At 48.2% G+C, this 18,992-nt stretch carries 15 protein-coding genes and 1 tRNA gene; 6 read left to right on the plus strand and 10 right to left on the minus strand.

All coding sequences use genetic code 11. The features are described 5' to 3' along the window. Positions 1–319 precede the first annotated feature (319 nt). Positions 320–1,825: a Na+/H+ antiporter NhaC family protein gene (locus B2Q61_RS03110; RefSeq protein WP_290621333.1), complete on the minus strand. Its 1,506-nt coding sequence runs from the start codon at positions 1,823–1,825 to the stop codon at positions 320–322. A 386-nt stretch (positions 1,826–2,211) separates the two neighbouring features. Here B2Q61_RS03110 and B2Q61_RS03115 point away from each other — a divergent pair, with 386 nt between their 5' ends. Both B2Q61_RS03115 and B2Q61_RS03120 read left to right on the plus strand, forming a co-directional pair. Then, positions 2,212–3,015, plus strand: a complete 804-nt coding sequence (locus tag B2Q61_RS03115) for a THxN family PEP-CTERM protein (RefSeq protein WP_290621334.1) — start codon at positions 2,212–2,214, stop codon at positions 3,013–3,015. 334 nt (positions 3,016–3,349) lie between these two features. Continuing rightward, on the plus strand, positions 3,350–4,153 hold the full coding sequence (locus B2Q61_RS03120) for a THxN family PEP-CTERM protein (RefSeq protein WP_290621335.1): 804 nt from the start codon (positions 3,350–3,352) through the stop codon (positions 4,151–4,153). Positions 4,154–4,295: 142 nt separating this feature from the next. On the opposite strand, the gene B2Q61_RS03125 is transcribed toward B2Q61_RS03120, so the two are convergent. Genes B2Q61_RS03125 through pepA form a run of 3 tightly spaced genes read right to left on the minus strand, consistent with a single transcriptional unit; the run spans position 4,296 to position 9,124 of the window. Further along, positions 4,296–7,151: a valine--tRNA ligase gene (locus B2Q61_RS03125; protein ID WP_290622144.1), complete on the minus strand. Its 2,856-nt coding sequence runs from the start codon at positions 7,149–7,151 to the stop codon at positions 4,296–4,298. A gap of 15 nt (positions 7,152–7,166) precedes the next feature. Further along, positions 7,167–7,616, minus strand: coding sequence for a DNA polymerase III subunit chi (locus B2Q61_RS03130; RefSeq protein WP_290621337.1), 450 nt, complete (start codon positions 7,614–7,616; stop codon positions 7,167–7,169). Continuing rightward, entirely contained in the window at positions 7,616–9,124 is a 1,509-nt protein-coding gene (pepA, locus tag B2Q61_RS03135) for a leucyl aminopeptidase (RefSeq protein WP_290621338.1), read from the minus strand. Before pepA ends, B2Q61_RS03130 begins: the two co-directional genes overlap by 1 nt. Before the next feature lie 227 nt (positions 9,125–9,351). On the opposite strand from pepA, the gene lptF reads away from it, so the two are divergent. Both lptF and lptG read left to right on the plus strand, forming a co-directional pair. Continuing rightward, positions 9,352–10,458, plus strand: coding sequence for an LPS export ABC transporter permease LptF (gene lptF, locus B2Q61_RS03140; protein WP_290621339.1), 1,107 nt, complete (start codon positions 9,352–9,354; stop codon positions 10,456–10,458). Position 10,459: 1 nt separating this feature from the next. Next, the gene (lptG, locus tag B2Q61_RS03145) at positions 10,460–11,527 is read left to right on the plus strand and encodes an LPS export ABC transporter permease LptG (protein WP_290621340.1); all 1,068 of its coding nucleotides are present in this window, start codon (positions 10,460–10,462) and stop codon (positions 11,525–11,527) included. Positions 11,528–11,554: 27 nt separating this feature from the next. On the opposite strand, the gene B2Q61_RS03150 is transcribed toward lptG, so the two are convergent. Beyond that, the gene (locus tag B2Q61_RS03150) at positions 11,555–12,070 is read right to left on the minus strand and encodes an RDD family protein (protein WP_290621341.1); all 516 of its coding nucleotides are present in this window, start codon (positions 12,068–12,070) and stop codon (positions 11,555–11,557) included. Positions 12,071–12,263: 193 nt separating this feature from the next. Here B2Q61_RS03150 and B2Q61_RS03155 point away from each other — a divergent pair. Then, positions 12,264–12,350 (plus strand) — tRNA-Leu (locus B2Q61_RS03155). Positions 12,351–12,548: 198 nt separating this feature from the next. Continuing rightward, a complete protein-coding gene (locus B2Q61_RS03160) occupies positions 12,549–13,265 on the plus strand; it encodes an efflux RND transporter permease subunit (RefSeq protein WP_290621342.1) in 717 nt (238 codons plus the stop codon). 3 nt (positions 13,266–13,268) lie between these two features. Here B2Q61_RS03160 and B2Q61_RS03165 read toward each other — a convergent pair whose 3' ends face one another. From B2Q61_RS03165 to B2Q61_RS03185, 5 genes are all read right to left on the minus strand, one after another. Next, positions 13,269–13,976 (minus strand): substrate-binding periplasmic protein, encoded by a 708-nt coding sequence (locus B2Q61_RS03165; RefSeq protein WP_290621343.1) that lies wholly within the window; start codon positions 13,974–13,976, stop codon positions 13,269–13,271. Positions 13,977–14,149: 173 nt separating this feature from the next. After that, a complete protein-coding gene (locus B2Q61_RS03170) occupies positions 14,150–15,121 on the minus strand; it encodes a GGDEF domain-containing protein (RefSeq protein WP_290621344.1) in 972 nt (323 codons plus the stop codon). A gap of 104 nt (positions 15,122–15,225) precedes the next feature. After that, positions 15,226–15,720: a YfiR family protein gene (locus B2Q61_RS03175; RefSeq protein ID WP_290621345.1), complete on the minus strand. Its 495-nt coding sequence runs from the start codon at positions 15,718–15,720 to the stop codon at positions 15,226–15,228. Further along, complete coding sequence (locus B2Q61_RS03180) at positions 15,720–17,687, minus strand: TonB-dependent receptor plug domain-containing protein (protein ID WP_290621346.1); 1,968 nt, start codon at positions 17,685–17,687, stop codon at positions 15,720–15,722. Before B2Q61_RS03180 ends, B2Q61_RS03175 begins: the two co-directional genes overlap by 1 nt. Next, on the minus strand, positions 17,659–18,942 hold the full coding sequence (locus tag B2Q61_RS03185) for a sensor domain-containing diguanylate cyclase (protein WP_290621347.1): 1,284 nt from the start codon (positions 18,940–18,942) through the stop codon (positions 17,659–17,661). The genes B2Q61_RS03180 and B2Q61_RS03185 overlap by 29 nt, the downstream gene beginning before the upstream one ends. Positions 18,943–18,992: the final 50 nt, after the last annotated feature.

Here is an 18,992-nt window from a genome sequence, read left to right on the forward strand (position 1 = left end):
AACCCCGATTTGGTTGCCACAGAGTGTCTGAGCCGCAGGCGACAAATTCGTCAGGAACGAATTTGAACAGCTTCAGCTGGCCAAGGGTACTGGGCAGGACAGCCCAGTATAGTTGCTGTGGCAAGCCAAATTGGGTGTTGTAGTCGTTCCCAGTGTCGAAAGCGAAAACCGCATCACCCACGCCGACACGCCGTAAACCCTTCCATGGGGGCTCGTTTCCGCCCGTCCGGGGCTTCAACGGTCAGCTTAGGGTAATCCGGTTCTCGCTAGTTAGGTTTCGTAAACCGGTTTGAAGCCCCCTGCCAAATAGCTTCAAGTATCAAGCCAGCGCAATAAAGCCAAAAAAGGCTATTATGGCGGCGATTAAGGCATAGGGGAACTGGGTTAAGGCATGGCTCATCAGGTTACAACCTGAGCCTTGTGCCGCCAATACTGTCGAGTCACTGTAAAAGCAGGCCTGGCTGCCAAATGAGCTGGCCGAGAGCAGCGCGCCTATTACCAGTGGAATATTAGCATCCACTGCAAAGGCCAGTGGCATAACAATCGGGATCGACACGGCAAAAATACCCCAGCTGGAGCCGGTGGCAAAGGCCAGCAGCGCCATGGCTAAAAATACCAGGGCGGGCAGCATTTGCGCGCTCATATAGGGCGCCAGGTTTTCGATAATATACAGTGGTAAGCCAAGTTTATCGCAGACATCTTTAAAGATAAAAGCGGCAATAACAATACTGATCGCCGGCAGCATTGTTTTAAAGCCATTCATCATAACGTCCATCATTTCTGATAACGACATCAGTCGTTGCACGCCATAATACACAAATGAAAATACCAGGGCGGCTATCACGCCTTTTAGAATATCCGGCTCACTTAGTGACTCGCCAAGCAGCATGGTAAAGGCAATAAGTGCCAGCATCGGCATCACAAAGTTGTGCACTTTACCGTGCTTGTTGCTGGTTTCAAATTCTTCTTCAATACTGCTGACGGCATACTCATCACTGGTATGATACGGCATTTCATCAACAGCATGATTTTGCATCCGTACCCCTGCCTGGGGGCTGTCGGCTAATTCACATTCAACAGGTGTGCCCTGTTGTGTTGCCAGCTCGGCTTTTTTCATCGGCCCGATATCCGGCATCAGTTTTAACGTAACCAGCATAACCACAATAATAGCCACAATTGGGTACAGCATATAAGGAATGGCCTCAATATAAACGGCGACCCCTTTGCCCTGTTCAGCAACATTATTGTCTTCAAGCAAACCACCAAAGAATACAGCCCAGGTAGAAATAGGCACCAGCACACAAACAGGCGCTGCAGTGGAGTCGACGATATAAGCCAGTTTTTGTCTGGATACATTGAATTTGTCGGTCACCCGCTTCATTGCTTCGCCAACCGATAATGCGTTCAGATAGTCATCAACAAAAATGACGCAGCCCAGCAAAAAAGTCATAAACATCGACGAGCGGGGGCCACTGGCCTTTCTGGCGCCAAAACGGCCAAAGGCAACGGCACCGCCGGTATGGATCAGCAAACCAATCAGCGCACCAAAGCCGGCACAAACCAGAATTAACCAGCCAATGGTTTCGTCCTGCATCACATTAACGGAGATATCTGAAAAGTTAGCTAAGGCATCTAACGGATTGATCAGCAGTAAGCCAACAACAGCCCCAAGGATCAGTGCCAGAATAGGTCGTTTTAACCAGACAGCAAAGGTCAGCACAACTAATGGCGGTATTAAACTTAGTGCGGAAGGGGAAACAGCGGCCGCTTCGATGGCGGCAGCAACAGGTTCGGCAAGATTTCCTACAGTGCTATCTGCTGACATTGTGTATTCTCAAATATAAAGCTCTGTTATCAGAGACCGGTTGATAAACCGCTGCAGCAGATAAGACATCGCAACGGAACGCACTTTTATAATATTGAACTCGTTATCATTCGTTTAGACATCATGGTTTCAATTAGCCCAAAACCACGGCGCAATAATATCAAAAAAATATTTTTCCACCAGAGAATTGTCTGGCTGCGGCTAAAACCGCCGCATGCCATTGTTAATGGTCGGAGAATTGTCATGAAAATTTACACCAATAAGATTATTAAATGTTAAATGTAAGCTAAAACAGTTGGTTAAAATGTGGCCTGATTAATGCTTTATTTATAAGGAATGCGAATATTAGCGGTTATTCGTCCTTTTGTTCCAGCAAGGAGATACATATGAACAAATTAACGAAGGGTATGTTGGCAGGTGCCGCACTGCTCGTTGCGCCATTTACTCAGGCGGCAGTCATTGAGTGGTCTTATAACGTAACAACAGAATGGCTTGATGCTGAATTTAGCGCTGGTAATGGTACTCAGATTGAAAACCCCTCGCTGATTAGTTGGGGAGCAGACGGTGGTGACCATACTGATCCAACTCAAGGTTCTTTAGATTCACGCAGTGGTCTGGAAATTACTAACTCACCAGCGATGGGTAACGTGTTTACCAATAACATGATGCCTGCGCCGACAAATACCATTACTCATTTTAATAATGTACTGTCCAGTAACTTCGCTACCCTGCTCAGCGCAGAGGTAAGAACTACGCTGACGTTAACACCAGTTGATCCCGTTGGGCCTGCGGCACCAGCGTTTATGACTGATTTCTTTGTCGACTTTATTGAAACGCCAAACACCAGCCCTTGTGATTTTCCAAGTGACACTGTGTGTGACGATATCTTTGTCATTCAGTTTGGTTCGTTAAACAGCGAGTTTGAATATGATGGTGTAACGTATTTCATCAGCATTGTTGAACTGACAGGTAATTTGAATCCACTTCCTAATGCTACCTGTGCAGAAGCGGGAGTTGCTAACGGTTGTTTAGGTTTTACCACAGAAGAGAGTACTTTTACTCCGGCGCAATTTGGTTTTCTTATCACCAGCCGCCCGGTAAATGTGCCTGAGCCAGCCATGTTAGGTTTGTTCGGTCTGGGTCTGTTAGGGTTAAGAGCTTTCGGTCGTCGCCGTTCAGCTAAAAAATAAATGATGCGGTAACGTACTTCAAACTAAAAAAAACCGGAGCTTGCTCCGGTTTTTTTATGCCGAAATAAAATATTAAATTGTTGGCCTGCTTTGCGTGCTGGCAAGACTAAGGCCTTTAGCGAAGTCAGTACCTCAATCTTTTGTTACCGTTTGCCTGGCTAATGACGCTAAATTCACACATTTGAAGTGTCACGATTGTTTACATAATTAGCACGAGAAATTCAATAATTCCTTTAGAAGCATTATCTTAATTAAGTGGCACGTAAAGTGCTGTAGAGGGTTGGAAGCAAATAATAATGGTTGTTTGCTCATTTGTTCCATCATGGAGATTAATATGAACAAATTAAGTAAGGGGCTGCTGGCGGGCGCTGCATTACTGGTTGCGCCGTTTACCCAGGCTGCAGTAGTAGAGTGGTCTTACAATGTTACAACGGAATGGTTGGGTGCAACATTTAGCGGTACAAATGCTAATCAAATAGTAAATGATTCATTGATAAGCTGGGGCAGAGCAGGCGGTGATCATACTAATCCAACTCTAAGTGCTATTAATTCACGTAGTGGCATAGAAATTAGTAATTCGCCGGCAACGGGTAATGTGTTTACCAACGGTATGCTGCCAGCACCTACTAATATTATTACTCATTACAATAACACGCTTTCCAGCACTTATAGTACCTTGACCAGTACCAGTATCTTAACCACATTGGATTTGACGCCAGTGGATCCGGTTGGTCCTGCGGTTCCTCAGTTTACTACCAGTTTTCTTGTTGATTTTATTGAAACGCCAAACACCACACCGTGTAATTTCCCATCAGTGACAGTGTGTGATGACATTTTTGTTATTCAGTTTGGAGCATTGAATACTGAATTTGTTTATGGCGGCCTGACATATTTTCTGAGCATTGTGGAATTATCAGGCAATTTAACACCCTTACCTGATGCAACGTGCGCTAGAGCAAGTAAAGCCAACGGTTGTTTAGGTTTTACTACCCGAGAAAAAATGTTTACTCCTGCTCAGTTTGGTTTCTTTATCACTACCCGTCCGCTAAATGTGCCAGAGCCAGCGATGTTAGGGTTATTTGGTTTAGGTTTATTAGGTTTACGGGCCTTTGGTCGCCGCCGTTCAGTGAAAAAATAAGCGAAGCGGTGCTTTGCTGCTGAGATGATAAAAAACCGGAGCTTGCTCCGGTTTTTTTAGTGTAAAAGTTGGGATTGATGGAATATCTTAACAATAAAAAAGGCGACCAACATGTCGCCTTTTGCTATACAGCCTAACCAGCTTACAGCGCGTTGATTTCAGCTTGTTGGGCATCCAGCTTGCTAATCGCCTGCTGAAGTTCGGCCTGTTTGGCTCGCTCTTTTGCCAGCACGGCTTCAGGTGCTTTAGCCACAAAGCCCGGGTTATTTAATTTTCCACTAACCCGGCCAAGTTCCTGGTTAGTTTTTTCCAGTTGTTTGCTTATCCGGTTCAGTTCGGCTTCTTTATCAATTAATCCCGCCATCGGGATCAGTAAGTCCATATTGCCAACTAACTGAGTTGCGCTGGCCGGGGCTTTTTCATCTGTTGCTAACACCGTAACGCTTTCAAGTTTAGCCATAACCATTAAAAAGTTCTGGTTTTGCTGTAGACGGCGTTGCTCTTCGTTATTCAGATTGCGCAGCAATACGTTAAGGGGTTTGCTTGGCGCAATATTCATTTCGCCGCGTATATTGCGAATGGCGGTAATGACGGCCTTTAACCACTCTAAATCGGCCATTGCTGTGTCATCAGCCAGGCTCTCATTAAACTGGGGATAAGCCTGTAACATGATGCTGTCACCGTCAATGAGACAAAGCGGTTTGACAGATTGCCAGATAGTTTCCGTAATAAAGGGCATTATCGGGTGCATTAAACGCAATAAACTTTCCAGTACGGTAAGCAGAGTATGCAGGGTACCGCGTTGCTCTGCTTCGGTGCCTTTAAATAATACTGGCTTAGTCAGCTCTAAGTACCAATCGCAGAATTGGTTCCAGGTAAATTCGTACAATGCGGTTGCGGCTAAATCGAAACGGTAGTTGTCGATATGCTGGGTCACCTGTTTTACCGTCTGCTGGTATTGCGCCAGGATCCATTTATCGGCCAGCGACAACACCTTAGTCTCACTGCCAAAACCACAGTCTTTTTCTTCGGTATTCATCAGCACATAGCGGCTGGCATTCCAAAGCTTATTACAGAAATTGCGATAACCTTCTAAGCGTTTCATATCCCAGTTGATATCACGGCCGGTCGATGCCAGTGACGCCAGGGTAAACCGCACCGCGTCGGTGCCACTGGCGGTAATACCGTCCGGAAACTGTTGCTCGGTCTGCTTAGCTATTTTCTCAGCCAGTTTTGGCTGCATTAAATTACTGGTTCGTTTGGCCAGCAAATCGGGCAGGCTGATGCCGTCAATCATATCCAGCGGGTCAACGACGTTGCCCTTGGACTTGGACATTTTGTCGCCATTCTCATCGCGGATTAAGCCGGTCACATACACGGTTTTAAACGGTACCTGCGGCTTGCCCTCATCATCTTTGATAAAATGCATGGTCATCATGATCATCCGGGCTACCCAGAAGAAGATGATGTCAAAACCGGTTACCAGGACATCGGTCGGATGAAAGGTTTTTAAATCGTCCGTCTGCTGCGGCCAGCCCAGGGTGGAGAAAGTCCACAGTGCTGAGCTGAACCAGGTATCAAGCACGTCGTCATCCTGACGCAATACCAGATCAGGGGCCAGCTGATAGCTGCTGCGAACTTCCTGCTCGGTACGACCGACATAGACCTTGCCGTCGTTATCGTACCAGGCCGGAATGCGGTGGCCCCACCACAGCTGACGGGAGATACACCAGTCCTGAATGTCTCGCATCCAGCTGAAATACATGTTTTCGTATTGTTTTGGCACAAACTCGATCTGGCCGCTTTCCACTGCTTCCACAGCTGTTTTGGCCAGCGGTGCTACCCGCACATACCATTGATCAGTCAGTAACGGTTCAATGACCACGCCACTGCGATCGCCATAGGGCAGGGTATTGGTTAAATTGTCGACTTTTTCTAATAAACCGGCCTCATCGAAGGCCGCGACAATCGCTTTACGTGCGTCATAGCGGTCCAGTCCCTGGTATTCTTCAGGAATAGCAGCTGTTATTGCCGGGTTAAGTTCACCATTGCTGTGAAAACATTCGCCGTCACTGCGGATAGTGGCATCCTGGGTCAGAATGTTGATCATCGGCAGCTGATTACGTTTACCGACTTCGTAATCGTTAAAATCATGCGCCGGGGTAATTTTCACGCAACCGGTGCCCTTGTCTTTGTCGGCATGCTCATCACTGATAATGGGAATGCGTCGGTTAACCAAAGGCAGCATTACTTCTTTGCCAATCAGTGCCTGATAGCGCTCATCGGCCGGGTTTACAGCAACGGCAGTATCACCCAACATCGTTTCCGGCCGGGTGGTGGCGACCACCAGATAATTTTTGCCATCGATGGTTTGCGCGCCATCGGCCAGCGGATAGCGCAGATGCCACATATGGCCCTGCTGCTCTTTATTCTCGACTTCCAAGTCAGAAATAGCGGTGTGCAGCTTAGGATCCCAGTTTACCAGGCGTTTACCGCGGTAAATTAAGTCGTCCTGATACAGCCGGACAAACACTTCCTGCACCGCCTCAGATAAGCCTGCATCCATAGTAAAGCGTTCACGGTCCCAGTCGACGGAGTTGCCAAGGCGGCGCATCTGCGCGGTAATAGTGCCACCTGATTCAGCTTTCCAGTCCCAGACTTTCTCGATAAAAGCTTCCCGCCCCAGCTCGTGCCGGCCCGGTAAGCCGGCCGCAGCCAGCTGCCGCTCAACGACCATCTGGGTAGCGATACCTGCATGGTCGCTACCAACCTGCCATAAAGTATTTTTGCCGCGCATCCGCTGATAGCGGGTCATCGCATCCATAATGGTTTGCTGAAAAGCATGGCCCATATGCAGGCTGCCGGTCACATTTGGCGGTGGGATCATAATGCAGTAACTACCTGCACCAGTATCGCCGGCGGGTTTAAAATAACCTTTACTTTCCCATGCGCTGTACATGGCTTGTTCTATCTGACTGGGGTTGAATGTTTTTTCCATGAGAGTACCTGTTGTTCAGTCGGCGTTGACGGTAGCAGGGGTAATACCCGACTGACGATATTGCTTATAACGTTCCCGGGCTTGCGCTTTGGCAGCGGCCTGCGAGGGAACAAACTCGATAATGTCGGTAAACCGGCTGGCAAAGGCGGGTATTTCATTTGCCAGATTAATCAGTATCTGTCGGCTTTGTCTGGGTGGCTGCCAGCTTATTTCAACCGGCGCACCACGGGCAGGACCTTCACCAGATAAGTTATGCGGCACAAAACTATCGGCATCAAACTGCCATAGCAGCTGATCGATGAGCTCGGCATCTTGCTGGCTGGCAGTATAAACAAAAACCCGCTGGTTGGCGCGGTAAAAGTTGGCGCAAAGCTGACATGCCAAAGCAAAATGAGCTGGCGAATCGCTCAGCTCATTTTCAATTGACTGCTGGTTTTCAGCCAGCACATAAAAGGTAACCGCCATCAGTGATCCTGGTTTTGGCCAGCCCGGTTAATTAAAAACTGGGTTAACAGCGCTACTGGCCGGCCGGTAGAGCCTTTGTCTTTGCCACCGCTGCGCCAGGCAGTGCCAGCAATATCGAGGTGCGCCCAGTTATATTTGCGGGTAAAGCGCGATAAAAAGCAGGCAGCAGTAATAGTACCAGCGGCGCGGCCACCTAAGTTGCTGAAGTCAGCAAAGGGGCTTTCCAGCTGCTCCTGATAATCATCCCATAACGGCAGGCGCCAGGCGCGGTCACCACTTTGCTCTGACGCATTGAGAATTTCATGTGCCAGCGGGTTATGATTACTTAATAAGCCTGAAGCATGTTTACCTAATGCAATAACGCAAGCGCCGGTTAGGGTGGCAACATCAATAACCAGTTCCGGGTCAAAGCGCTCGGCATAGGTCAGCGCATCACACAGTACTAAGCGGCCTTCGGCATCGGTGTTTAGTACTTCTACCGTTTGGCCAGACATGGTGGTTAAAATATCGCCAGGGCGGTAAGCGTTGGCATCGGGCATATTTTCAGCGGCCGCCAGAATAGCAACCATATTGACTGGCAGTCCCAGGGCAATAACAGCATGCATAGTACCCAGCACCGAAGCGGCGCCGCACATGTCGTATTTCATTTCGTCCATGCCATCGCCCGGTTTTAAACTGATACCGCCCGAATCAAAGGTCAGGCCCTTACCAATTAATACCATAGGCGCACTATCGTTGCCGGCACCGTTATATTTAATTACTGACATTTTCGGGCCATTTACCGAGCCCCTGCCAACAGCCAGATAAGAATTCATGCCATGGCTGGCCAACTCTTCTGCACCCAGCACTTCGACGCTGATTTTATCAGATAATTCCACCAACGCCTGCGCCTGCTCGGCCAGGTAAGCCGGGGTGCAGATGTTGGGCGGCATATTGCCCACGTCTTTACATTGCTTAATACCTGCAGCAATAGCCAGACCTTGTTCTACCGCACGCTCGCCAATGGTTAAATCGCGCCGGGTTGGCACGTTAAAGACAATTTTGCGTAAGGGGCGGCGGGTTTCATCTTTTTTGCTTTTTAAGCGATCAAATACATACAGGCAGTCCTGGGTAGTTTCCACCGCATGGCGTACTTTCCAGTAGGTATCACGGCTTTTTACATGCAGTTCAGATAAAAAGCAGACCGCTTCCATCGAACCGGTTTCGTTCAGGGTGCTGATGGTTTTGGCGATGATCTGGCGGTACTGCCGCTCATCCAATTCCCGCTCTTTGCCACAACCAACCAGCAGTACCCGCTCGCTAAGCACATTAGGTACGTGATGTAACAACAACACCTGACCGGGTTTACCTTCTAAATCGCCGCGGCGTAATAAGTTGCTGATATAACCTTCGCTGATTTTATCCAGTTGCTCTGCTACTGCGGAAAGACGACGTGGCTCGTACACGCCGACAACAATACATGCGCTGCGTTGTTTTTCCGGACTTCCGCTTTTAACGCTGAACTCCATACTTACTCCTGATTCTAAGAGACTGTGCTACTATAGCCATTAACAAATAGTTGTTAACAATTTCGATTGTACTAAAGCGCCAGCTGATGACATGGCTGAATTCTACCGTGAATTGAGAAAAAAGCTCGGCTTTCCCGGTACTTTGCCTGATAATAATTGTATTAAATAACAAGTTTACTTAAAAATTGCCAGGTTTCCAGCAAAAAGACAGGTTTTAGGGGGCATTTTTGATTATTTTTCGCTATCTGATTGGGGAGGTGTTTCGTGCCCAATTGGCTGTCTTTGTTATTCTGACCAGTATTATCATCAGCCAACGCTTTGTAAAAATTCTTGCTGATGCTTCCGAAGGCGATTTGCCAGGACAATTGGTGGTCGGGATTGTCGCATTGAAATTACCGCAGCTGGCGGTGATCATTCTGCCATTAAGTGCTTTTCTGGGCATTCTGGTGGCGTATGGCCGGATATATGCTGACAGTGAAATGACCGTATTACATTCTACCGGCGTCAGCGAGTGGTATGTTACCCGCTTAACCTTATTATTATCCGTGTTTATGGCTATTTTAGCTGGTAGCGTCACCCTTTATCTAAGCCCGTGGGCGACCGAGCGTGAATATCAGTTGCTGGAAAAAGCTGATAGCAACGTGGGTTTATTCTCATTGGTGCCTGGCCGTTTTCAGCACACCGCTAATGAAAAGGCGGTAATTTTTGTTCAGGATATCAGCCGTTCAGGCAATACGTTATCCCGGGTATTTGTGGCACAAACCGAATTACATGGTGAGCAGGCACAACACGCCATTGTTTATGCCGAAACCGGTGCCGTTACTGAAGATGTGGCTACTGGCGCTCAAATGCTGGAATTGCAGCGCGGCAGGCGTTACGCTGGTGATGGCCGTTCACCGGCTTACGAAGTGACTGAGTTTGGCCGTTACCAGATCCAGTTGCGGGAGCAGCAGGTCGAGCAGCGCAGGCGCAAGCTTAGTAGTTTAAGTACACCATTATTATTGCAGGAGCAAAGCGCTGAAGCCGCAGCCGAATGGCACTGGCGGATCGCTATTCCGCTGTCTATCCCTATCCTTACTCTAATTGCTGTGCCGCTGAGCCGGGTAAACCCACGACAGGGAAAATTCGGCCGCTTACTCCCGGCGTTACTATTGTATCTGGGCTATTATGCGTTGTTAATTATTGGCCGCTCAGCTCTTGAAGACGGTAAAGTTCCGCCAGAGCTTGGACTATGGTGGTTGCATGGCGGCGCGTTATTGCTGGGACTGTTTTTGATTATGCGCAACCGATCTGGCGCTCAGCGGTTTCGTGGCTGGTTAGCGGGGCGCAGTTGATATGTTGAAAATTCTCGATTTATACATAGGCCGCACCATTCTGGCGACGTCGGCCTTAACCCTGAGTGTGTTAATTGTGTTATCCGCATTGTTCCGGTTTATAGATCAAATGCGTTCAATAGGTCGTGGCTACTATGACATGGTGCATGCGGCACTGTTTACCCTGTACAGCATGCCTGGTGATTTAGTACTGTTTTTTCCAATGGCAGCATTAATTGGCGGCTTAATTGGTATGGGCATGCTGGCCAGCAGCAGTGAGTTAGTTGTCATGCAGGCAGCCGGTATGTCCCGCTTAAATATTATCAGCTCAGTCATGAAGTCAGCTATTGTCATGGTGCTGGTGGTGATGGCCGTGGCAGAATGGGGCGCGCCGGTAAGTGACCGGGCGGCGCGTGAGCTTAGAATAAAAGCCATTTCAGATGGTAATTTATTTGCCGCCAGACAAGGTGTCTGGGCAAAGGATGGTGTCAGCTTTGTTAATATTAAAGAGGTTGACGATGTCGGTAATTTGACCGGTTTAACTATCTATAAATTTAATAACGACTTACAGCTGGACACCGTCGTCACCGCAGACAGCGCAGTGTACCGCACAGACCGTTGGCGCTTGCAGAACGTCACGGAACTTACTTTTACTGCCGACCGTGTTGTGCGAAATAATTTGCAACAGCAACAATGGCGCTCCAGTTTAAGCCCCGATAAGTTAGGGGTGGTCACGATCAAACCCGAAATGCTGTCGCTGACTGGTCTGGCACAGTATGTTGATTACCTTGAACAAAATGATCAGGAAGCCAGCCGTTATGAGCTGGCCTTTTGGCGAAAGGTACTGCAACCGTTGTCCGTTGCCGCTATGTTATTACTGGCACTTAGCTTTATTTTCGGGCCGCTGCGCAGTGTCACTATGGCAGCCAGGGTGCTGCTTGGTATTCTCACCGGCTTTGGTTTTTTTATGAGCAACGAGTTATTTGGCCCACTGGCACTGGTGTATCAGCTGCCGCCGTTAGCCGGTGCCATGTTACCTAGCCTGCTGTTTATGGGGCTGGCGCTCTATTTTATGCGCAAGAAGGTGTAGTCAGCGCTCTTTATTAAAAATGCTGCATCAGCGTGCTTGCTGATGCACATTCAGGCTTTTACTGTGCTCTTTACTAATAACCACCATCTGGCTGGCGGTAAGCTGATCCTGCAACGCCAGGCCTTTACCCCAGCGCAGCCATAACCAAAAGTTGCCTACACCAAAAAGCGCCAGCAATGCCCGGGCGAGTGCTTGCAGTGGAACCAGCGGCAAGCCATTTTGCTTTACCACCACAATACGCCAGGCCCGCATGCCAAGGGTTTGGCCGGCCTTGCACCAGAAGTAAACATAAAAACTCAGAATTACCGCCACCAGATAAGCAAAATACAGCCAGCGACGCAGCCCGGTATTCAGGTAATCAGCAATGTCACTGTAACCGCTCAGGTTTACCATTCCGCCCCAAGCCAACATTTGTACCAGCAACATGGCAATACCGGCCGCCAGCATTACCAAAGCAGCCAGTACCAGAATATCGTAGATCATTGCTGCTAAACGCCGGGCAAAACCGGCACGGGGGGCAGTGGCTAGCGCATGGGAAAGCATAGTAAAGTCCTGTCAGTAATCTGCGGCAAGTTTAACACGGCCGAATTTTTTTACGATGCCAGGCCCGGCTTTTTTCCGCATTGCTGTAATTTTGCGCAATTAAAAGCGAATTAAAACAAAGTGTCATAAAAGCACTTGCCAAGCTTTAGCAGCACCGTATAATGCAGGCGTTTACTTCAAAATATCCCTCAGTGCCTGGGTGGCGAAATCGGTAGACGCAGCGGATTCAAAATCCGCCGGGGGAAACTCCGTGTCGGTTCGAGTCCGACCCTAGGCACCAATTATCTTTCATATCACTGAACGTGATTTTCTGATTAATTAAACCAACTGTAATTATCACGCTGCTGTACCCTGCTATTAAGTGTTTTATACCAGCAATATACTTGTTGAGCGCGATAGTGTTGCTAAACGGTCTGTTCCCCTGCAGTAGAATATCCCGGGGTTTTAGCATGTCTTTATTCGATAACTTAATAATTCAATGTCCAGACTGAGCCGTTTGAACGGCCAGTCGGTTACGGCGTTAAGAGCCGATGTGGATAACCGCATTACCACCGGAGGTCAGGTTACCCGGAAAGTATTGAATGAGAGTTGGGCCGCTATGAGCAGTCAGTACCCGGATGTGCAGGTTACGGTCGGCGGCGATCAGGCTGAGCAGGAGCGGGTTAAGCCGTCAATGGCCCGGAATTTTCTGTTGTCGTTGTTTGCCGTATACGCCCTGCTGGCGCTGGTATTTTCCAGTTATAGTCAGCCTCTGGTAATTATGGCTATTATTCCGTTTGGTCTGACCGGCGCAGTGTTGGGGCATGTTATGCTCGGTTTGGATCTGACCCTGTTGTCATTGTTTGGCCTGATTGGCCTGTCCGGAGTGGTGATTAACGACAGTCTGCTGCTGATGGAGTTTATTAACCGTTTTCGCGAAGAAGGTCAGGAAATTGAACAAGCGGTGCTCAAAGCTACCCTGCAACGGTTTCGGGCCATTGTACTGACATCGTTGACAACCTTTTTAGGCGTTACCCCAATTATTCTGGAAACCAGTGTTCAGGCAAAATTCCTCAAACCCACCGCTGTTTCATTGGGCATTGGCATCTTGTTTGCCACCATTATTTTGCTGTTTTTACTGCCTGCGCTGGCGGTGTTACAGTTAAAACTTAAAGCCAGGCTGAGTAATGACAAATCTGCTCCGACGTCTGAATAATTTCTAAGGCCAATTATTTAATATGGCCTGATAACCACCAGACTGTTGCAGCTTTTCCAGCTCTTGATCAAACTGCTGCTGTAACAGTTGGTCTTTGAAAATGGCACCATAAGGTTTAGTGATAAATATGGGGTGAATGGTTAACCTTTCGCCCGGGTGATTTTTTTGCATGATGTAGGTTAACAGCCGTCGCTCACCGATAACAACGTCGGTTCTGGCATTAACCAGCAATTTTAGCTGAAGCTCGCGTTCTGCGATTTCTAAATAGTTTTCATCTTTTACCACATCCGCAAATTCCTGACCCAGTACAGAGGTAGCAAACTGATAGGCAATAATATTTTTGCCTTTTAAATCAGCCAGAGTATTAATGTTGTATTTATTATACTCAAGCGAAACGACAACATCTGCAAAGGGCAAATATGGTGTGGTTAGATAACCGTTGTCTGGCGGAAATGCCGCAGGACTGGCAACATCAAATTTTCCTTCATTAAACTCTTTGATCAGACGATTATAGGCCAGCAGATGAAACTCACTGTCATAGCCCATGTTCGTTAAAATATGCCGGATAATTTCAACATCTATGCCAGTAATACCCTTTTCTTCCTGATAAAACGCCCATGGCGGACCGATATTAACGGCCACCTTGAGCGTTGTCGGCGTTGCACACAGCTGCCAGGAAAAAGTAAATATGAACAGCAAGATCAGGCGCATTGTCAAAACCAAAAAAAGCTGATGAATTGGAAACCAGCGTAATACTGTTGTTATTTGCCCTTTAGTGTACAGGTTGAGGTCTGAAATTGCTCCCAGTATTGCCGGATTTCTGAAATCATAAGCTTATTTCACACGCACTTTATTAAGACCGTTATTGGCTCTGCCATAGTGCTTCATGATTCGGCCAGGCAAACCCGGTTGCGGCCTGTTGCTTTAGCCCGGTATAACGCTTCATCTGCAAGTTGGATCAGGCTTGCCGGAGTATCAGTGCGCCGACATTGCGCCACCCCAATACTTACCGTAAATAACGGCAGGCTGCTTTGAGCCGAGGTCTGCTGCTCCAGCGCATGCCGGATCCGCTCTGCAAGTTCACTGGCACTGACAATAGCGGTATCGGGTAAAATAACCAGAAACTCCTCGCCGCCAATTCTGCCGATAAAGTCTGTTTTTCTAAGCTGTGCATTGCAGCATTCAGCGACGGTCTTTAACGTTTGATCACCGCTCAGGTGACCGAAATTGTCGTTAATAGCTTTAAAATCGTCTAAATCTAACATCATAATAGTCAAAGGTGTTTGCTGGCGGATGGTGCGTGATATTTCAATATCAAGAATACGCATGGTTTCGCGGCGGTTAATTAGGCTGGTCAGTTCATCGGTGGTCGCCATTTTTTCCAGCTGCGCCGTGCGTTTTTTTACCTCGGTTTCTAATCGCTGATTTGATTCGGCAAGTTGCTTTTCAGCTTGGGTAAGTTCGGTAATTTTCTGCAGCATGTTGCGTTTACTTGGTAAGCTAATAATTTGCGGCATCAGATACCAAAGTAACAAGGCGGTAGCGATAGAGATAAATCCTGTTAAGGTCTTAACCATGCCATGAATATAGTAATAACCATGCCAGATATTAATGACCCCAAGTAAATGGGTGGCACCACAGAAAAAAATGAACCCGGCAAACATTAAAAACATCCAGTTAAAGCGTAAATCATCTCTTGCTTTTACCAGCCGCACCAGTCCAAAAGGGATCAGCATATAGGCGATAAACGTGAGTAAATCACCACCAACATGCAGGATCAGTAAATCGGTGCGCCACAGCAGACAATGGCCGTGTGGCATAAAATCGCCATTAAGTAGTTCCTGAATAAATTCCAATTTCTAAGCTTGTCCTTAATATTTCCATTAAGCTTAGTTGACATTAGCAGACAATGTTCTCGAAAAAGGAAAAAATGGACAGATTATGAGTTTTTCCCGCGGGCTTAATGAATTTCTTTAGCGAGCTTCAACATCTGCGCGCTTAGATGAAAGCCCTGTTGCCGTGCTAATGTCAGATTAACCCGAAACGATATCCGGTGTGGTTCAGCAATCAGGCCAAACATGGCGCCCTGACGAAATAACTCTGCACCTTCTACGACGGTAAGCCGACCAGTGGTTTGCAGTAATTGTGACCATTCTGGTTTTGAGGCGAGCTCTGCGCTTAAATATAAAACAGTGCATGTTGCTGCCTGATTAGCTGCAGTTATCAATGAAACCTGGGTCTGGGCCGGCAGAATGCTGGTGAGCGCATTAAACACCCCGGCATCTTGGGCGATGCAATAGTTTTGCTGTGCCGGTGGATTAGTTGCCCACTCACTGTACTGAACAAACCGAAATAGCAATGCCGCTTTTAATGATGCCTGCGCCGGCTGAGCCCGCACCGGCGACACAACGAAAAATAGGGTCGCCCCGATAAGTACCGCCAGCAACCTACGCATTACAGGAAATTCCAGTTAATGGATAATTCAGCGCTGCGTTCGGGTTGTTGCAGCGGCACTCCTGTTGGTAGCGGGGCGTCAACGTATGCTTTGTCGAATACATTTTTCAAACCCAGCACAATATGTAATTTAGGGTTGAGTTGCCAGGACAGCAAAATATCGTGCCGGGCATAGCCGGGCATTTGGCCGCGGGGGCTGGTTCGTGCTGATGTTGCAAACATATGCCAGTTCAGATGCAGATCGTCACGCCAGAGCGGCTGGCTGTACTGTGTTTTAAACAGATGCTCCGGCGAGTTGGTTAAACCCATTTGGTCATTTTTATAACGGGCTCGCTGGGTGCTGGCAGAAAGTTGCAGCGTAGCACCGCTTTGCCAGGTTTTCGTCGCCGTTGTTTCCAGACCGTAGGCTTCGACGGCGCGGTCATTAAAAAACTGCACTATGGCGCTTGCACCATAATTACCGGTGATCAAATTGCGCACCTGAGAATGATAAACGGTGGCACTGACAGACCAGCTATGCGCAAGCTGAGCTTGCCAGTTCGCCTCCAGCGTGTTGATTAACTCAGACTCAGGCACCGGCAGCTCATTGTATAAATTGCTGTTCTGCTCATATTCATTCGGCGCTCGAAACGCCGTACCATAACTTACTCTGACGCTTTGCTGGTTCGTCAGCTGCCATATCCAACCAAACTTAGGGCTGAACTCACGAACATTCTGTTCGGTATAGTCGTAGCGGAAACCGCTGATAAATTTATGATTATCAGTAATTTGCCAGCCATGCTGCAGATACAGCCCAATTCTGTTGTTTTTGCTGCTGACGGCAAGCACCGGAATAATATCATCAATACTGAACTGATAACTCTGATGCTGATCGTGCTGGCCATCAATCCCAAACAGTAAATGATGCGACGGTTCTGGCGTATAGCTTAAGCGTAAATCGAGGTTGGTCCATCTGCCGGTGACATCAAAGTGGTAGCGGCGTATCTCGCCGGTTGGAACAATAAAGGGCGTAAAAGTAGTAAGGTCGAAGCCATTGGTTGATAAATGGGTGTAAAGCTCAGCCTGATCGCTCAGGCTGTGGCTATGCTGCAGCGAAATAAAATAATTGCGGTTTTTTATTTTAAAAATATCGCTTCTGCTTGGGTCTGCCATCAGCGCCCCTGGCTCTTCCCGGGTACGTGACACCCCGGCCATTTGTAATTGCAGTCGGCGATAGCGGTAACTTGCAGCCAGTTTATGGTTAAGGTCGTTATTCAGCGTTTGTTGGGCAAGCACCGGCTCAGGTGCATTGATATCGGCAAAAGCAATATCGTCCTGCTGGCTGCGGCTGAGCGACACCCAGCCCTCATGGCCACTGGCATGGCGAATACCATAGGACAGTGAAAGATCAAGCTGATCGCGTTGGTTGGCAGCCAGAGCTAACTGACCTCCCTGCAGCTTATTACCTCGTTTCGTTATAACGTTTACCACGCCCAGAAACGCATTATTGCCATAAAGTGCTGAACCGCTGCCCGGGCTGTATTCCACCCGGTCAATCAGTTGCGGATCAATATAAAAATTATTACCGATCATGCCGGCATCATAAATATTATCATTGACTCTGGTGCCATCGACCAGCAGCAGGATCCGCGAATTATAGTCGCCCGGCCGGCCAATGCCGCGTGCGCTCAGATAGCCGTAGCTCGTGTCAGAGCTGACGTATAACCCCGGGAAAAAACTGAGGATCTCAATCAAATTTCTCAGGTTGAAGCGGCGTATTTCTTCATCAGTTACAATATGGGTGACTTGTGCCGATTTACCCGCACTCTGGGCATGACGTGCTGAGGTCGACACTTCAATCCGGGCCGGATCGGTTGCGGTTGGCTGTTGCAGTAACTCCTCCAGGCTTGGTACCTGTTGTGCCTGCAGTTGCATGCTGATCGCTGACAAAACTAAAGCGTTAATCAGCACTATATATCTGGTAACCATTTTTCCCCGCCCTTTTTGCCTTATACATGGCTTCATCGGCCAACTGCAGTAATGTGGCTGCACTGCTACTGTGCTGCGGACACAGTGCGACGCCAATACTTAATGTCACCGGCATCTGTGCATTTTTAACCCAGATGGGTTGATTGATCTTTTGTAGTAATCTTTTGCAAACTTGTTCGGTCAGGTTCGGTGTTACCTGTTTGGGCAGCAATAGCGCAAATTCGTCTCCCCCCAGCCGGCACAGCGTATCGTCAGCACGAATTGCTGTCTGGATCCTGCGACTGACTTCTATCAGCACCTCATCACCGGCATCATGGCCGTAATTATCATTGACGAATTTGAAGTTGTCTATATCAATAAACATCAGCGCCGACATCGTATTGCTGTTGCTACTATCCAGTACCATTTGGTTTAACAGCTCAGTAAAGCTGTGTCGATTCGGCAGCTGGGTCAGGCTGTCTTTCATTGCAAGATGTTCCAGCTCATCACCCCGGGCAGCCTGTTGTTGTAATTTGCTGCTCAGCTCTGCCTGCCAAATCTCGGCTCGCTTCAGCAATTCATTAAAGCGTTGGGTTAAGCTGCCGATTTCATCATCATTCACTACGGAGGCTCTTAATGAGAAATTGCGCTCACCAGCCACTTGTTCCGCCAGAGCCGATAATGCAATTAAAGGCGACAGCGCCTTGCGCTGCAGAGAAATCAACAGTCTGGCCGCGAACCAGTATATGACAGCCATCAACATCGAGATCATTAGCAATCCCCGCAAAAACCAGTTCATTAACTGATGCAGATTCTCGCGGACATACAGCACCCCTTCGATGTTATCCTGAACCACTACCGGCACGGTCAGGGCAATTTCCAGCCCCTGATATCGGCGCACTGGTTCGACAGATGCCGGCATTTGCTGCCAGTGCAGCGTTGGCACATCTGCTAAATTAGCGAAGAGTTCACCATCGGCATTGTAAAGCGCCACGCCACTAAGATCGCGGTTTTTGGCAAGCACTTCCAATTCATACTCAGCGGCAGCGGGGTCGTTAAATACCAGCATGGCCGAAACGTTACTGGCCAGCTGAATAGCGGCCAGTTCTGCGGCACTGCCCTGGCGCTCACGGGCGGTCAGCCACAGCATTATTGCAATCAGGGCGAAGGTAACAAGCATACTGCCCAGCAAAACAGTCAGGTTTTGCCGGGTCAGTTTCCGTACCAGTGAGTGGCGGGGTTTAGTCGGGCTCAACAAAGCCTGTTTGCTCTTCATTGTGGAATTTATACTACATTAAGTCATATAAAGCAGTATCAGTTCAACTT

Source organism: Arsukibacterium sp. UBA5043 (assembly GCA_002415085.1).
Lineage (GTDB): Bacteria > Pseudomonadota > Gammaproteobacteria > Enterobacterales > Alteromonadaceae > Alishewanella.

Bases quoted from the DNA above. Each gene is read 5' to 3' on its own strand.
- B2Q61_RS03110 (WP_290621333.1), bottom strand. From the start codon at position 1,825: ATGTCAGCAGATAGCACTGTAGGAAATCTTGCCGAACCTGTTGCTGCC.
- B2Q61_RS03115 (WP_290621334.1), top strand. From the start codon at position 2,212: ATGAACAAATTAACGAAGGGTATGTTGGCAGGTGCCGCACTGCTCGTT.
- B2Q61_RS03120 (WP_290621335.1), top strand. From the start codon at position 3,350: ATGAACAAATTAAGTAAGGGGCTGCTGGCGGGCGCTGCATTACTGGTT.
- B2Q61_RS03125 (WP_290622144.1), bottom strand. From the start codon at position 7,151: ATGGAAAAAACATTCAACCCCAGTCAGATAGAACAAGCCATGTACAGC.
- B2Q61_RS03130 (WP_290621337.1), bottom strand. From the start codon at position 7,616: ATGGCGGTTACCTTTTATGTGCTGGCTGAAAACCAGCAGTCAATTGAA.
- pepA (WP_290621338.1), bottom strand. From the start codon at position 9,124: ATGGAGTTCAGCGTTAAAAGCGGAAGTCCGGAAAAACAACGCAGCGCA.
- lptG (WP_290621340.1), top strand. From the start codon at position 10,460: ATGTTGAAAATTCTCGATTTATACATAGGCCGCACCATTCTGGCGACG.
- B2Q61_RS03150 (WP_290621341.1), bottom strand. From the start codon at position 12,070: ATGCTTTCCCATGCGCTAGCCACTGCCCCCCGTGCCGGTTTTGCCCGG.
- B2Q61_RS03160 (WP_290621342.1), top strand. From the start codon at position 12,549: ATGTCCAGACTGAGCCGTTTGAACGGCCAGTCGGTTACGGCGTTAAGA.
- B2Q61_RS03165 (WP_290621343.1), bottom strand. From the start codon at position 13,976: ATGCGCCTGATCTTGCTGTTCATATTTACTTTTTCCTGGCAGCTGTGT.
- B2Q61_RS03175 (WP_290621345.1), bottom strand. From the start codon at position 15,720: ATGCGTAGGTTGCTGGCGGTACTTATCGGGGCGACCCTATTTTTCGTT.
- B2Q61_RS03180 (WP_290621346.1), bottom strand. From the start codon at position 17,687: ATGGTTACCAGATATATAGTGCTGATTAACGCTTTAGTTTTGTCAGCG.
- B2Q61_RS03185 (WP_290621347.1), bottom strand. From the start codon at position 18,942: ATGAAGAGCAAACAGGCTTTGTTGAGCCCGACTAAACCCCGCCACTCA.